Source organism: Rosistilla oblonga (assembly GCF_007751715.1).
GTDB classification, from domain to species: domain Bacteria; phylum Planctomycetota; class Planctomycetia; order Pirellulales; family Pirellulaceae; genus Rosistilla; species Rosistilla oblonga.
In genome coordinates, this window is the sequence record NZ_CP036292.1 from 2420472 (window position 1) to 2435135 (window position 14664).

The 14664-nt window shown below is 58.4% G+C and carries 12 protein-coding genes; 6 read left to right on the forward strand and 6 right to left on the reverse strand.

The window, feature by feature from the left end; all coding sequences use genetic code 11:
* Window positions 1-400: 400 nt before the first annotated feature.
* From CA51_RS08625 to CA51_RS08640, 4 genes are all read right to left on the reverse strand, one after another.
* Complete coding sequence (locus tag CA51_RS08625; protein WP_145119653.1) at window positions 401-1504, reverse strand: cis-3-hydroxy-L-proline dehydratase; 1104 nt, start codon at window positions 1502-1504, stop codon at window positions 401-403.
* A gap of 448 nt (window positions 1505-1952) precedes the next feature.
* Window positions 1953-3200 (reverse strand): transposase, encoded by a 1248-nt coding sequence (locus tag CA51_RS08630; protein ID WP_145119655.1) that lies wholly within the window; start codon window positions 3198-3200, stop codon window positions 1953-1955.
* A gap of 415 nt (window positions 3201-3615) precedes the next feature.
* Complete coding sequence (locus CA51_RS08635; RefSeq protein WP_145119657.1) at window positions 3616-5022, reverse strand: undecaprenyl-phosphate glucose phosphotransferase; 1407 nt, start codon at window positions 5020-5022, stop codon at window positions 3616-3618.
* Window positions 5023-5237: 215 nt separating this feature from the next.
* Window positions 5238-5615: a hypothetical protein gene (locus CA51_RS08640; protein ID WP_145119659.1), complete on the reverse strand. Its 378-nt coding sequence runs from the start codon at window positions 5613-5615 to the stop codon at window positions 5238-5240.
* A gap of 538 nt (window positions 5616-6153) precedes the next feature.
* Here CA51_RS08640 and CA51_RS08645 point away from each other — a divergent pair.
* The 6 genes from CA51_RS08645 to araD all read left to right on the forward strand — a co-directional run bounded on the left by CA51_RS08645 (window position 6154) and on the right by araD (window position 12964).
* A complete protein-coding gene (locus CA51_RS08645) occupies window positions 6154-7356 on the forward strand; it encodes a lipopolysaccharide biosynthesis protein (protein WP_261342956.1) in 1203 nt (400 codons plus the stop codon).
* Between the two features lie 42 nt (window positions 7357-7398).
* Window positions 7399-8613, forward strand: coding sequence for a glycosyltransferase family 4 protein (locus CA51_RS08650; protein WP_145119663.1), 1215 nt, complete (start codon window positions 7399-7401; stop codon window positions 8611-8613).
* Window positions 8606-9412, forward strand: a complete 807-nt coding sequence (locus tag CA51_RS08655) for a WecB/TagA/CpsF family glycosyltransferase (protein ID WP_145119665.1) — start codon at window positions 8606-8608, stop codon at window positions 9410-9412. Before CA51_RS08650 ends, CA51_RS08655 begins: the two co-directional genes overlap by 8 nt.
* A 350-nt stretch (window positions 9413-9762) precedes the next feature.
* A complete protein-coding gene (locus CA51_RS08660) occupies window positions 9763-10485 on the forward strand; it encodes a uracil-DNA glycosylase family protein (RefSeq protein WP_145119667.1) in 723 nt (240 codons plus the stop codon).
* Window positions 10486-10489: 4 nt separating this feature from the next.
* Complete coding sequence (locus tag CA51_RS08665; RefSeq protein WP_145119669.1) at window positions 10490-11056, forward strand: hypothetical protein; 567 nt, start codon at window positions 10490-10492, stop codon at window positions 11054-11056.
* Window positions 11057-11227: 171 nt separating this feature from the next.
* Complete coding sequence (gene araD / locus CA51_RS08670; RefSeq protein ID WP_145119671.1) at window positions 11228-12964, forward strand: L-arabinonate dehydratase; 1737 nt, start codon at window positions 11228-11230, stop codon at window positions 12962-12964.
* A gap of 174 nt (window positions 12965-13138) precedes the next feature.
* Here the strand turns inward: araD and pseI are convergent, their stop codons facing one another.
* Together pseI and CA51_RS08680 are read right to left on the reverse strand one after the other, a co-directional pair.
* Window positions 13139-14185 carry a pseudaminic acid synthase gene (gene pseI, locus CA51_RS08675; protein WP_145119673.1) on the reverse strand — a complete coding sequence of 349 codons (1047 nt, stop codon included), beginning with the start codon at window positions 14183-14185 and terminating at the stop codon, window positions 13139-13141.
* A 1-nt stretch (window position 14186) separates the two neighbouring features.
* Window positions 14187-14648 carry a GNAT family N-acetyltransferase gene (locus CA51_RS08680; protein WP_145119675.1) on the reverse strand — a complete coding sequence of 154 codons (462 nt, stop codon included), beginning with the start codon at window positions 14646-14648 and terminating at the stop codon, window positions 14187-14189.
* Between the last annotated feature and the right edge of the window lie 16 nt (window positions 14649-14664).

A 14664-nucleotide genomic window follows, 5' to 3' on the forward strand; every position in this document is an offset into this window, starting at 1 on the left:
ATCGCGCATCCGCCAAACGACGCACCCTCCCGGTGCCTCTTGCCTGTTTTCATCGACGCGCCGAGATCGCAAGTCATGGCATTCCGGTCGGGTGGGATGAGGCGGAATCTCCGGAAAAGTTGACGCGAATTCGCCAGGATCCATCACAATAGGTGAACTTGACACCACCACCTCCCCGGCGGGACAACGGTCATCCGTTAGTGGCGTCGCGTCGCGGATTACCAGTCTTTCATTAGACGATAAGCAGGCTTGGCGGGGCTGAAAGGAACTTTGCAGCGGCGATAGAAAGGGGCAGAACTTCCCTGCTGGTAAATGTCAGCTATCCGTTTGGGTGGACGCGACAATTCGAAATCCATCCCTATGGGGGCGAACGGAATCCACTGCACGGCGGGCGATCTGTTTACAGCACTTCAACAACCGCGGGGCCGATCACATCAAAATGGGGAGTGATGCCTAGACCAGGTGCGGCGCTCGCCTGCATGAATCCGTGCTCCCGTTTTGGCGCCCCGTCGGCATTGCAAACGGTGACGTAGCTGTTGAAGTCGGTGCTGGTGAAACGCAGCGGTTCGGGAGTGCTATGGGCCAGGTGAGCGATCGCGGCGGTGGTGATATCGCCACCCCAGCTGTCTTCGATCGTCATCGCGATCCCCATCGAAGCGCAGACGTCGCGGGCCTGCCGGGCTTTCGTCAGTCCGCCAAGTTTGCTGATCTTCAAGTTGACGACGTCCATCGCCAAGTCGGCTTTGGCGCGGAACAACATCTCCAGCCCGTCGATGTTCTCGTCCAGGATAAACGGATGCGTTGTGTTGCGTCGCACCGCCAGACACTCTTCGTAAGTCAAGCAGGGCTGTTCGATGTAGACGTCCAGATCGGCGACCGCGCGGACGACGCGTTGCGCTTCGTGCTGCGTCCATCCAGTGTTGGCGTCGGCGACCAAACGATCCGACGGACGCAAGACATCCCGCGCCGCGCGGATCCGCTGGATATCGGTATCGGGGTCGCCCCCAACCTTCAATTGAAAACGCGTGTAACCCTGGTCGCGATAGCTGGCGACGTTTTCGGCCATCGCGTCGGGAGCGATCTGCGAGATCGCGCGATACAGTCGCACGCTCTCCCCAACCCTGCCTCCCATCAACATGCAGACCGGCAGCCCGCTGGCATTCCCCAACAGATCCCAACAAGCGATGTCGATTCCCGACTTCACATACGGATGCCCCTTCAACGCCGCATCCATACGTTGATTCAACACGCCCAGTTCGCGCGGGTCGAGTCCGATCAAATGCGGCCCCAGTTCGCGCAATCCAGCCCGCACACCTTCGGCATACGCCGGCAGATAGAATGGGCCCAGCGGACAGACCTCACCATACCCAACCAATCCCTCAGCCGTCTCGACAGCGACGATCGTGCTGTCGAAAACGTTGACCGATTTGCCACCCGACCAATGATAAGCCCCTTCGATCAAAGGAAGTTCGACGCGGTGGGCAGTGATCCGGGTGATTTTCATCGGCAGTGTTCCTTTCCGTTATCGGTACCAAAAGCCAGTTTTCAGGCGATCCTCACAGGCCATCACGATACCCGATGCAGAACTCCACGTCCGAACCTTCAACGAAATTTTGCGTCGTGCTTGTGTGACAAATGATGGTGCCGAGGCATACCAGCACGAAGCGCAAGCGAGTGTTCCGGGTGCAATCACTCGCTGGCGCTTCGTGCTAGTATGGTCGCCTTTCGCTCCGCGAAAGTGCGTACCCTGATTTTTCTTTCCGTCCGCACTTTCGCGGAGCGAAAGGCGACCATCTGCGATCTTGGACTCGGACCGACTCACGAAGGAATACGATGAACGTTACCGCAACATCCAAACATCGTCGTGTGTGACACTTAATGGCGACAACGGTGGTACCGAGGCATACCAGCACGAAGCGCAAGTTTTGATGTTGCGCCGATGGATGCTTTAATCAGGCGAGGCACCGGTATTCCTGGGATAAAAGCTCAGTGTAGCGTTTCCTCAGTGTGCGGAGGCCGTGGTTGGTTTTTAGCCGTCGCAGATGCCACTGGTGCTCGCGATAGCGAATGCCTACCAACAACGCCTCGCGGACGGTGTAGCTGCGAGCGTGCTTCCAGCATTTGCGCTGCCGATCGTCGATTCGACGATCGGCCAGCTTGCGGCGACGAGTCCATTCCAGATAGCAGAACGTGATCAACACGATCCCCATCCAGCTCTCGACCGCCTCGAAATCTTTGAAGCTGTACTGGTTCATTCCCAGCGTGCTCTTGAGTTCTTTGAAGAACAACTCGATCTGCCAACGTAGACTGTACAGCTCACACACCTGCCGAGCCGACAAGTGCTTTGCATTGGTCATCAACAACTTCGTCCCTTCACGTTGAATCTTTTTGCCAATCGGCTTACTCGAGGAAAAGACGAGCATGACCATGCCCACATTGTGGACCTCGCTTCTCTCGCTGTGGACGTGATACGTCCGAGTTGACTTCGTCCCGTCGCGGCGGCGTGCCGTTCGATGGCAGGAGGCTCGTCGCTGAGCAGCGTAAGGCCCCGCACCGATCGAAAGACGAATGGTTTGGAAACGTGATGCAGGAAGTTGTTCGATTCGCAAACTCACACGAGGCCGCTTGCCGTGCTTCTTTGCAGAGAAGACGCGATTGGTGTTGACCGGAACGATCCAAAAATAGCCTCGCTCCCGGCAAGCCGCACGCACGCATTTGGCGTCAAATGCGGTGTCTCCGAGCACAATCAGTTCGGTGCCGGCGGGTACTTGCGCGTCGCAAATCAACTGCGCCGCAAGCTGCGCCTGCGTCCGATGTTTGATCTTGTGGGCCTTCGCATAAGGCTTGGTGTAGTACGGCAGCCACATCGGTACTCGCAGTCCGTCAGGAGTCAGCAGCAATGCGAACACGAAACAGTGGCAACTCTTTCGTTGATACTTGTACTTGGTGTAGCGGCGATTCTTGGCTGGTCGTCGCTTGGAGTTACCGGTGCTGAAGGTGTTTTCGATGGTCTGGCCGGCAGTGGCGACGAGCGTTGAATCGAGCAGCAGGAGATAGCGGCCGTTCCAATCCTGATCACGAAGCATCTTCAGTGTGATCGCCGCGAGCAAATCGGCGATAGCCTGCCGGTACCGTTTAAGGAAGCGTCCGGGGTGTGCCCGATGCCGCGGTTTTCCCTCGATGGCGGAGACAGCAGACATGCACGAGTTTCGACCGTGCCGCGTAAGAATAGCGATCAAGAATCGCAGCAGCATGCTTCGAAAGTGAGCAGAAACCTGCGTGTTCGGCAGAAACGACTTGATTGCGGGGAGGGAATCTTCCATGATTGCCATCGGTGAGCTCCTGGGCTTTGTTTGTGTGGTAACTCACAAACTCAGGATGTCTCACCTCTTTCTGCAATACCAATTCTCGCTAGCAACCCCATCAACGCGCAACATCAAAACTCGCGCTTCGTGCGAGTATGGTCGCCTTTCGCTCCGCGAAAGTGCGTGCACCGATCTTAACTTTCCGTCCGCACTTTCGCGGAGCGAAAGGCGACCAAGCCTCCGGCGCGCGGCCCGATGGGCACGCGGTTAAACGAATTTGGTATGGGCGAATGGCGACGGCTTGGTAATCTTAATAGGCTTCGGGTTGTCGCCAGGCGACCAACAGCGTCTTGAACAGGATGCGGATATCGAGCCACAACGACCAGTCGCGGATGTAGCGATGGTCGAAGTCGACGCGGCGTTGCATCTTGTCCAGCGTGTCGGTCTCACCGCGACAGCCTTCGACTTGGGCCAAGCCGGTGATTCCCGGTTTGATCTTATGTCGCAGCATGTAGCCGCGAATCTGGCCGCGATAATGTTCGTTGTGAGCCGACGCGTGAGGGCGTGGGCCGACCAGCGACATCGAGCCTTCGAGGACGTTGAACAATTGAGGCAGTTCGTCCAGCGAAGTCTTGCGGAGGATCGCTCCCAGCGGCGTGATCCGAGCGTCTCCCTTGGTCGCTTGGCGAACGACCGAGCCATTGTCGCAGGTCGTCATCGAGCGGAACTTCCAAACCAGGATCTCGCGGCCATCGACGCCATAACGTCGTTGCCGGAAGAAGACTGGACCGGGGGAGGTCAGTTTGATCGCAGCGGCGATCATCAACATCGGGATCGCCGCGGCGACAAGCGCCGAGATCGTGACAGCGATATCGACCAGTCGTTTCGAGACGCCATCGACGCCGTACAGCGGCGATTCGAACACGCTGACCGCAGGGATTCCGCCCATGTTGGTCCATTGCGAGTGCATCAGTTCGAAGACGAAGAAGTCGGGAACGATGTAGACCGACGCGGTCGAATCACTCAGTTTTTCCAGGATGAATTTGATCCGCTCCTCCGCCCGCATCGGCAGCGAGATCATCACGATATCGAATTCATTGTTCTGAGCCGCGACGATCAGGTCGTCGATCTTGCCGAGCAATTGCGGATCGTTGGGCCCAAGTTCCGAACGACGCTCGCGCTCGCGATCGTCATAAAACCCGGTCAACTGAAAACCGAGACCGGGCGATTGTTCGATGTTCCGCGAAACCTGCAGGCCGAGGTCGTTTAAGCCGGCGATGGCAACCCGCCGCGTACCGATTCCTTGTTTCAAAAGCATCCGTTGGCCAACCCTCCAAATCATCCGGATCAGGCAGATCATGACCGGTGCTATAATGCACCAACCGAGAACCACCGAACGAGCGAAATGTTGTCCGTAGCGAGCGAAGAACGCCAACCCGGCGATCACCGCCATGGTCAGCACCCACGTCGTCGTCACGCGAACTACTTCTTGATTTGCCGTCATGTCCAGGCCCGCGCGATACAGACCGGTGACGTGTCCCAGCAACAGGAAGGCCAGGATCGCTGTCAGTCCGGCGACGATCGCTTGGTTGTCGAACCAACCGGGCGAGAGTCCTTTGACGATGGCCAGCGTGCCGATGATGGCGGCGCCGTCGATCAACAACCTCAAAAACTCGATGGATCGTTGTCGCGGGCGAATGGGAGTAATCGATTGCATGGATCGGTTCGGTCGTGACAGGAGGTTTGCAAAGCGTCGCCGACCACTCACACGACGGTGGGCAGCGAGACACGAAACTCTAGGTCAAAACTGAGGCCGAACCAAGAAAAACTCAGTTGACGCGATGCGGTTCCAACGCCTGGGTCGTCGCGTTGGGTCCCCCGCTGTCAGCTGGTTCGATTTTCGCCGAAGGGAGTGCTGTGCAGTCCCCGGAATTAGCGAGGCGACTTGGGATACAAAACGTTCTCGAGATTGGCTGGCATGACGCGACGCGGTTCCAATCCCGCCGAGACAAACAATCGGCTGACACCCGTCATCAAACGGTGCCATTGGTCCAGAAGGATTGGTACTTCGAACTCGCCAGCGTCGCTGCGGCCGAGCCCACATTCGCTGACTCGCACGGTCGAGCTCAAGTGCAGCAACGCTTCGAGGCTCAGGTGGTCGCGACGGTCTTGTTCGCTGAGATCCGCGTCGTCGTAGATCCAAGCGTGAGCTGCCATGGCTTCGTCCATCAATCGCATCGCAGCGAATTCCGCGGTTGGAGCCGAGATGATGAGAGTTTGAGATCCGCAGCTTACGTAGAACTTTGCCATCGCAGTGTCATCCTTGAAAGGTGGATTGGATGTTGCCATCCGGTCGAATAGGAGAGTCGTTTGCCGAAGTGAACTGTTTCGTTCCCCTCGACACCACTAATCATCGCGACCGGTAGGGACAACTTAGGTCACGCAGCGGAAAGGACTGGAAATTTACTGCTCGGTGGCTGCGAGAGTCGCCAATAAGTCTCTGCGGCGGGGTGACAAGTAGCCTGCCCCCCCCGGATGTTCCCCAGCGGAAATTGTTAGCTAGCTCACGTTCGCCGTGGTGGTCGCGATAACCCGGCCCGCGGTCCGTTTTTTCTGCGTTTGACCTTCTGTTTAGCGTTGCTATGGCCATGTTCTCGGTTCAATCTATGGGTAAACTCACAGCAGCTAGTGCCCAGCCCAACAGTTCGGGTTTACCGTCAGAATAGGAACACTCGTTATTTCGTCCGAAATCTCCGCCAGTTCTTCGATCGAGTCTCCCGAATCGGAAGCGACGACGCCCGATGGGAACATTCTTTCGAAGCGGCGTATTCGCTCGCTCGCCAGCGCGATCGCCGCAGCGTTTGGAACCTTTGGATTCTTCGCGATCCAAGGGATCCTGCTCGCGCGCCTGCTGGGGCCCGAGGGACGCGGAGCCTACGCGACGATCGTCGCCTACCCTCAGATGTTTTTGTACATGGGGTTGTTGGGATCGGCAGATATCTTCGCCCGCTTGGCAGCCAAGTTGCCAGCGTCAGCCGGCGACTCCGCGGCCAGGCGTGCTGCGATGCGTTACGGTCTCACGACGGGAATCGTCACCGCGGCGGTCTGCGTCCTGTTGGCCTGGTTCGCGTTGCCCGTCGACAAACGCTACCTCGCTCCGTTGGCTTCGTTAGTCGCACTGACTTTGCCGCTGCAGCACATCCGCTTGGCGGTTCAAGGCGTCGATCATGGCCGCGGCTACTTCTACCGCCTCAGTTCGCTGCGAGCCGCCGCGGCCGCATTTTTTCCGCTGCTTCTTTTGGGCATGTGGCTGGCCGGATGGAGCGAATTACGCGACGTGACCTGGGCTTTTGTCGGCTCCTGCGTCGCCGGCCTGTTATTGTGCCAAGTCGGAATGCGAGGCAGTTGGTTCGGGCCGCCACAACAATCGGTGCTCGAATCGCTGAGCGAAAATCGCGGGCTGGCGATTTCGCAGATAGCCGCCGAACTGCTGGATCGGGCCGACCTGTTCCTGATTCTGTTTCTCGGAACGCTGACCGACCAAGGCTTCTACACCAGCGCGATCCCGATCGCTAGCACGATGATTATCGTCCCCAATGCGTTGGCGTTGTTTTCGTTCCGGCATGGTGCCGATCCCAATACTCCGTTGACTGCGGCGGGAGTGACCCGTTTTATCGCGTTAATGTTTGCGGGGCAGATCGCGACCGGATGCCTGTTGGCGATCGTGATCCCCTACGCCGTGCCGATCCTTTACACACAAGCGTTTACCGGCACCGTGATGTTCGCCTGGTACCTGTTGCCTTCGGGCGGCCTGCGAGGAATGCTGATGACAGCCGATGGGTACCTTCGCGGCCGCGGAATGCCCACGCCAGGAATCATCGGGCGGATCGTGGCGCTGATGATTCTGATCGGACTGACGTTTGCATTGCAACCACGGATGGGAATCTGGAGCATCCCCGTGGCGCTTGCCGCCGGGCAATTCGTCTGCTTGGTGATCGTCTTCTTCGCGATGTATCGCCAAACGCAAGCGAATTCACAGAACAAGGTCTAGGGAGAACGTGCAGGTGCAACGCACAGGAAAGACGTTTCGATCATGAATACGGAATTGCAATCGCATCCGAAACCAACGCACTGCGACGCTCCGGTCGTCGATGCGCGCGTGGTTTTGTTGACGCATTACATTCCGATCTATCAGCTGCCGATCTATCAAGAGCTGTCCCGGCAGATCCGCGACTTCCACGTGCTGTTGTCGACCGATGTCGAACCGAACCGGCACTTCCAGCCGCGTTGGGAAGGGCTGGACGTGACGCTGCAGAAGACGCTTACGCTGCAACGCCATTGGCGACATTCGGCCGGTTTTGACGACACCTTATATGTTCACGTCCCCTACGATACCGGCCGTCAATTACGGCGACTGCAGCCCGACATCGTGCTCAGTCTGGAGCTGGGGTTTCGCTCGTTAGCCAGTTCCCTGCATCGGATCTTGCACCGGCGCAGCAAGCTGATTCTGTGTACGTATATGTCGCAGCATACCGAACAGGGACGGGGGATGATGCGAGCCGCAGCTCGGCGATGGCTGATCGGCCGCGCCGACGCGATCACCTACAACGGCCCCAGTTGCTTCGATGTGCTCAGCGATCTCGGCGCCGATCCCAAACGACTGTTCCACTTTCCTTACGCGGCCAACCCCGACAGCATCTACACCGGCCCGCTGCAGCCCTCCGGTTCGCCAAGCGTCACGCGGATGTTGTACATCGGCCAGATGACGCAGCGGAAAGGAGTGGAGGCGATGGTCCAGCAAGTCGTCCGTTATGCGCAGCAGCACGCGGAACAAACGTTCCAGTTAACGATGGTGGGTGAGGGACCGTTGCGTGAGTCGTTGAGTGCTGTCGCGACGCCGGCGAATTTGGCGATTGAATTCACCGGCAATCTGCCCAGCGAGCAATTGCCGACGCTGATGCCGGCGCACGATCTCTTGATCTTTCCGACGCTAGCCGACGAGTGGGGCTTGGTCGTCAATGAAGCTTTGCATTCGGGGCTGCCAGTGATCGGCAGCCGCTTGGCGCAGGCGAGCACCACGCTTTTGCAAGACGATCGCAACGGCTGGCTTTACGATCCTCGAGACGACAACGGTTTGGCTGGCTGTTTGGACCGCTGGCTCGCTTGCGACGTGGCGGCTCGCGCGTCGATGGCCGGAGGCTGCCGCGATTCGGTTCGCGATCGAACTCCCGCGTTTGCGGCCTCCGGTTTGATCGACGCCTGCCAATTTGTAATGGGCCATTCAACAAACGATCGATGCGATGATTGATTCGGGAAAACACAGTGTGATCGGCGTCAATGTCGATGCGGTCGACTATGAAGCCGCCGTTGCCAAGATCATGCATGCAGCGATCGAGCGGCAATCGATGTCGGTCACGGCATTGGCGGTGCATGGCGTGATGACCGGCTATTTGGATCGCGAGCAGAACTATCGGCTGAATCGATTCGATTTGGTCTGCCCCGATGGGCAACCGGTCCGTTGGGCGCTGAACCTGTTGCACGGCTGTGGGCTCAGCGACCGCGTCTACGGGCCCGAATTGACGCTGCGGTTGTGCCAGGCGTGCGTCGAACAACAGCAATCGATTTTCCTGTTCGGCGGGACCGACGAGATGAATGCGGTTTTGATCGACAAGCTGGCCGAGAAGTTTCCCGGACTGAAAGTCGCTGGCGCACGAGCCTCTCGTTTTCGGACGCTCTCTCCGGAGGAGTGTTCCGAACTGGCCGACGAGATCAACGCCAGCGGTGCCAGTTTGTGTTTCGTCGGGATCGGATGCCCACGGCAGGAAACGTTTGCGTTTGAAATGCGCGATCGGATCTCGATGCCACTGATCGCAGTGGGGGCTGCGTTTGCGTTTCATGCCAACCTGCTGCCGCAGGCACCTCCTTGGATGCAACGCGCCGGGCTGGAGTGGCTGTTTCGTCTCGTCAAAGAGCCGACGCGACTGTGGCGTCGCTATCTGTACCTCAATCCGCTGTACCTAAGCTTGTTGGCCTTGCAACGGCTGGGTATCTTCAAAGGCCGTACCGACGACGGCACTCCGCCCCAGCAAGAGGTTTTGTTTGGGTGAACGGCCCGCGATCGTTTAACCGCGGTGGCAACGCCCCGCGCGTTTCGGTCGGCTGAAACCTCGATTCCAACGCGCGGCCCGTTGGGCACGCGGTTAAACCCAATATTACTAGCACGAAGCGCAAGCGAGTGAAATCGTGAACGAGATCGTTTAACCGCGGTGGCAACGCCCCGCGCGTTTCGGTCGGCTGAAACCTCGACTCCAACGCGCGGCCCGTTGGGCACGCGGATAAACTAAGCTGTCACGTGGTGCCGCAAAAAACTAAACCATCCTTTTAAAAGATCGATCCCTTCGATCGTGTTCCGCAGCGATTGCGTCGCTGTATGGCGAGACGTTGGGCCGACATCAATATGCCCAATAAAACCGCTACTCGATTGATCGAAGCTGCCGCGAACCTGGCCGATGAAGTCGACCGATTGTTGTTCGCCGAACCGGTGACGCACGTCTACAACCCGCTGCGGTATGCCGCCGCGGCGCATCGGATGTATCTGTCGCGATACGCCAAACCGACCTGCAAGGTTCTGCTGTTGGGAATGAATCCCGGGCCGTGGGGGATGTCGCAGACCGGCGTTCCGTTTGGCGAGATCGATGCGGTGCGGAACTGGATGAAGATCGAAACCGAAGTCGAAAAGCCCGATCCCGAACATCCGAAGCGGCCGATCGAAGGGTTCGCTTGCCAACGCAGCGAGGTCTCCGGACGTCGCCTGTGGGGACTGTTTGCCGAACGTTTTCCCGATCCCAAAGATTTTTTCAAGACGCACTTTGTGGCCAACTATTGCCCGCTGGTCTTCATGGAAGCGTCGGCTCGGAACGTGACTCCCGACAAGTTATCCAAAGCCGAACGGGGCGCGTTGGAACAGGTCTGCGACGCGCATTTGGCTGAAGTGATCGAGGCTCTCGATCCGACTTGGGTTGTGGGAGTCGGTGCGTTTGCTGAAAAATGTGCCGGCCGCGTGCTGACGGGAGATCGCAAATTGGCGAAAATCTTACACCCCAGCCCCGCCAGCCCTGCTGCCAACCGAGGCTGGGCCGAAGCGGCGACCAAGCAACTCGAAGACCTCCAGATTTGGTGAAGCGATGATTTCTATGACCGAAGATTTTTGTTCGCTGCCGCTGCCGCAGGAACTCGTCGACGCAATCGCTGGGTCGCAATTGCCAGGCCTGGGCGACGGCCCCGCCAATCCGGCGATCGTCGATTGGATCAGCGGCAATCGGCTGCAGGATTCTCAAGGAAAACCGCACGACCGCGACGCGGCCGCCTGCTGCGACAGCGGTTTGTGGTTGCTGGCGGGCGATCTCGACCGATCGCACTCGATCAGCCAGGATATCCACACCGCCGACGGCAGCTTTTGGCATGGCATCATGCATCGCCGCGAGCACGACTTTGGCAACGCAAAATATTGGTTCCGCAATGTCGGAACCCATCCAGCGTTCGAGACCTTGGCCGAGGCCGCAGCGCCGTTGATGACCGATCAGACCGCGTCTCTGATCGCCGACGACCGCTGGGATCCCTACGCGATGGTCGACCTGTGCCAGCAAGCGGTTCGCAGCGGCGGCGATTTGCAGTCGCAGTGTCAACAGCTGGCTTGGCTGGAGTGGCAGGTGCTGTTCGCAGCCAATTTCCGCTACGCTTTTATGGACTAATCCGCAGCGCGCAAGCGGCTTGTCGGTTTAGTCACAACGAGCTTCATTGCATTAGCCGTTTGGGCGTTAGCCCCGGTTTAGTGGCAGCGGAACCGGGGCTAACGCCCAATCGGCTGATTAAACCGACAAGCTGCAAGCCCCTTTTTTCCGCCTCCAACCAAGCAACCGATCATGAGTCAGCGACCACGCAAGACGCCCGAACAACTCCGCAGCTACCGCTACTTCGGCCCCGACGACCTGCGTTCCTTCGGGCATCGGTCGCGTCAGAAGCAAGCCGGGTTTGCAACCGAGGAGTTTAAAGACAAGCCGGTTATCGGGATCTTGAACACCTGGAACGATCTGATTTCGTGCCACGCCCACTTCCGCCAGCGGGCCGAAGACGTCAAGCGAGGCGTTTGGCAGGCGGGTGGATTTCCCGTCGAGATTCCCGTGATGGGACTCAGCGAAACATTCATGAAGCCGACCTCGATGTACTATCGCAATCTGTTGGCGATGGAGACCGAAGAGACGCTGCGGACCTATCCGTTGGACGCAGTGATCTTGATGGGAGGCTGCGACAAGACGACGCCGGCGATGTTGATGGGAGCTCGCAGCGTCGATATCCCCAGCATCTTCATGCCGGGCGGGCCGATGTCGCGGACCAGTTGGCGCGGCGAACCGCTGGGGAGCGGTAGCGACGTTTGGAAGTATTGGGATCAACGCGGCGCGGGGCGTCTGTCGTGCGAAGCCTGGTGCGAATTGGAAGACCACATCGCCGCATCGCCCGGCCACTGCATGACGATGGGAACCGCATCGACGATGACGGCGATCGCCGAAACGATGGGGCTGTGTCTGCCCGGATCCTCGTCGGTTCCCGCGACGCATTCGTCTCACTCGCGGATGGCATCGGCCACCGGATCCCGCGCCGTCGAACTCGCTTGGTTGGACATCAAGCCGTCGGAGTTCATGACCCCCGAATCGTTCGACAATGCGATCACCGCGTTGATGGCGATCGGCGGATCGACCAACGCGATCGTTCACTTGATGGCTTTGGCCGGACGAGCCGAGGTGCCGTTGACGCTGGAACGCTTCGACGAGATCTCGCAGAAGACGCCTGTCGTCGGCAACTTGCGTCCGGCTGGAAAATACGTGATGGCCGATCTGTTTGATGCTGGCGGGCTGCAAGGGCTGCTGCATCGGATCGGCGACCTGTTGAATCTCGATTGCCCCAATGTCGCCGGGACGACGCTGGGGGAAGCGATCGAAGGCGCGGAGGTGTACGACGAGGATGTGATTCGTCCGCGCTCGAATCCGCTGAGCGAATCGAGCAGCCTAGCCGTGCTGCGCGGCAACTTGGCTCCCGACGGTTGCGTGATCAAACCGCCAGCGGCTGAGAAACATTTGTTGCAGCATCGCGGGCCGGCAGCCGTCTTCAAGAACTACCCCGATCTGAAGGCTCGGATTCATGATCCCGCCTTGGGACTGACCGCAAACCATGTGATCGTCTTGCAAAACGCAGGTCCCTTGGGCGCTCCGGGGATTCCCGAATGGGGCATGCTGCCGATTCCAAAATATCTGCTGGAACAGGGCGTGACCGATATGGTCCGGATCTCCGACGCGCGGATGAGCGGCACCAGTTACGGCGCGTGCGTGCTGCACGTGGCACCGGAATCGTTTGTCGGCGGACCGCTAGCGTTTGTCCAAGATGGCGACATGATTCGTTTGGATGTCGCCGGGCGGCAGATCGAACTAGAGATCAGCGACGAGGAACTCGCCAGCCGCCGCAGCGGTTGGACGCAGCCGGAGAACAAGTTCACTCGCGGTTACGGCAAGCTGTACTTCGAACAGACGACGCAGGCCGATCTCGGCTGCGACTTCCGCTTCTTGCACGCCGATGGCAGCCAAGATCCAGATCCCGAGATCTATTAGGTTTAGATTGAATGACAATTACCCGCAGTTGTTCGCAGTGGCGATGGCTTTGAGGTCGTCGGAAGCAAACGAACCTCGCGATCGCCCCGCGACAGCTTTGGCAATCATTCCTCAGGGGCTTCATTGGGTTTGACCGAAAGTGACTCACTCTCCGCAGAAGCAAATCACCTGGTCCTAAGCCAGATGAGCTTCCGACAACGGAGTGCCGCGACCGATGGCTGTCGCTGCCTTTCGTTTTAAAACGCGTTCCAGGTGTTTGGGGGCCAAACCGTATCCGGGACGAATCGAGCGTACGTTCTGCCTCGTGAACGGTTCTCCGGGGGCTACGTCGTTGACGACGAACAGCGACCGTCTAAAGACCTTGCTGGACTGTTCCTTGTCGGTGAGTTGATAGTTGACGGTTCCAATCGCCTTTTCCGTCGTCCTCACCGAATCGACGAGCTGGCGGAATTCCGCAGGCTCTAGCGAAAACGCGCTGTCGGGCCCCGGTTGTGATCGTGACAAGGTGACATGCTTTTCGATAATGCATGCCCCAAGCGAAACAGCAGCCACGGGAACGGAGATTCCCAGCGTATGATCCGACAACCCTGTTGGTACATCAAAGGCTTCCGCCAAGTGCGGAATGGTGCGCAGGTTCATCGATTCGGGAGGCGAAGGGTAGGCACTTGTGCACTTCAACAAGGCTAACGGCACCCCCGCCTGTTTCACGACGTCAACCGCTTCGGCGATTTCGGCAAGGGTCCCCATTCCGGTCGACATGATGATCGGACGCCCCTTCGACGCGACGTATTGAATCAGGGGCAGGTCGATCAGTTCGAAGGAAGCGATCTTGTAGCAAGGCGGGTCGAGTGTTTCCAAAAAATCCACAGACGTCTTGTCAAATGGTGTGGAAAAACAATCCATCCCCAGATCACGGGCAAGCTGAAACAGTGCGGAATGCCACTCCCACGGCGTATGCGCTTCCTGATACAGATCGTGCAGGGTCCGACCCTGCCAAAGCGTTCCTTCGCCCACGCGAAACTCGGGCCGGTCCGAGTCGATTGTAAGCGTATCGGCGGTGTAGGTTTGCAGTTTCACGGCATCCGCCCCGGCATCCTTCATTGCCCGAACGACGTCCAGGGCCTGATCCAAGCTTCCTCCGTGATTGGCTGAAAGTTCGGCAATTAGATAAGTTGATAAGCCGGGAGCGATGTCGCGGGAATTAAGTGTAAATTGCTTCATTTTATGATTGTGTTGTGAGGTCACGATAATAGGTACGCCATCGTCCATCGTCTTGAATCAGTCGAAAGCCGGCGGCTTCTGCAATCTTTTGTGATCCCGTATTGTCGCTGCGAGTTACGGCTTTGATCGGCGACTTGACGGCGCCAACGGCAGCCATCACCATGCGTTTTCCGAGGCCCTTGCCCCGAGCCTCGGGGGCGACCGTCCATGAAATCTCAGAGACCTCGTCGAGGTCCAGTCTTACCGTTCCGATCGGCCTGCAGTCGATCTCCGCGATCAGCAGCATTCGTTTGTCGCTGCCAAGCGAATGCTGCATCCACTTTTGATGCGACTCATGATCCACAGCCGCCGTGTTGCGACTTGCATTGCGGGTCGCCGGATGGTTTCTCCATTGCATCAGCAAATGCAGATCATCCATCGTGGCATCGCGTAAAACGATCTGGTCGGTTGTCGGTGGAGGCATTTGCCAGCTAGTTGTT

Bases quoted from the DNA above. Each gene is read 5' to 3' on its own strand.
- CA51_RS08640 (WP_145119659.1), bottom strand. From the start codon at position 5,615: ATGGCAAAGTTCTACGTAAGCTGCGGATCTCAAACTCTCATCATCTCG.
- CA51_RS08665 (WP_145119669.1), top strand. From the start codon at position 10,490: ATGATTTCTATGACCGAAGATTTTTGTTCGCTGCCGCTGCCGCAGGAA.
- CA51_RS08650 (WP_145119663.1), top strand. From the start codon at position 7,399: ATGAATACGGAATTGCAATCGCATCCGAAACCAACGCACTGCGACGCT.
- CA51_RS08680 (WP_145119675.1), bottom strand. From the start codon at position 14,648: ATGCCTCCACCGACAACCGACCAGATCGTTTTACGCGATGCCACGATG.
- CA51_RS08660 (WP_145119667.1), top strand. From the start codon at position 9,763: ATGCCCAATAAAACCGCTACTCGATTGATCGAAGCTGCCGCGAACCTG.
- CA51_RS08635 (WP_145119657.1), bottom strand. From the start codon at position 5,022: ATGCAATCGATTACTCCCATTCGCCCGCGACAACGATCCATCGAGTTT.
- pseI (WP_145119673.1), bottom strand. From the start codon at position 14,185: ATGAAGCAATTTACACTTAATTCCCGCGACATCGCTCCCGGCTTATCA.
- CA51_RS08630 (WP_145119655.1), bottom strand. From the start codon at position 3,200: ATGTCTGCTGTCTCCGCCATCGAGGGAAAACCGCGGCATCGGGCACAC.
- CA51_RS08655 (WP_145119665.1), top strand. From the start codon at position 8,606: ATGATTGATTCGGGAAAACACAGTGTGATCGGCGTCAATGTCGATGCG.
- araD (WP_145119671.1), top strand. From the start codon at position 11,228: ATGAGTCAGCGACCACGCAAGACGCCCGAACAACTCCGCAGCTACCGC.
- CA51_RS08625 (WP_145119653.1), bottom strand. From the start codon at position 1,504: ATGAAAATCACCCGGATCACTGCCCACCGCGTCGAACTTCCTTTGATC.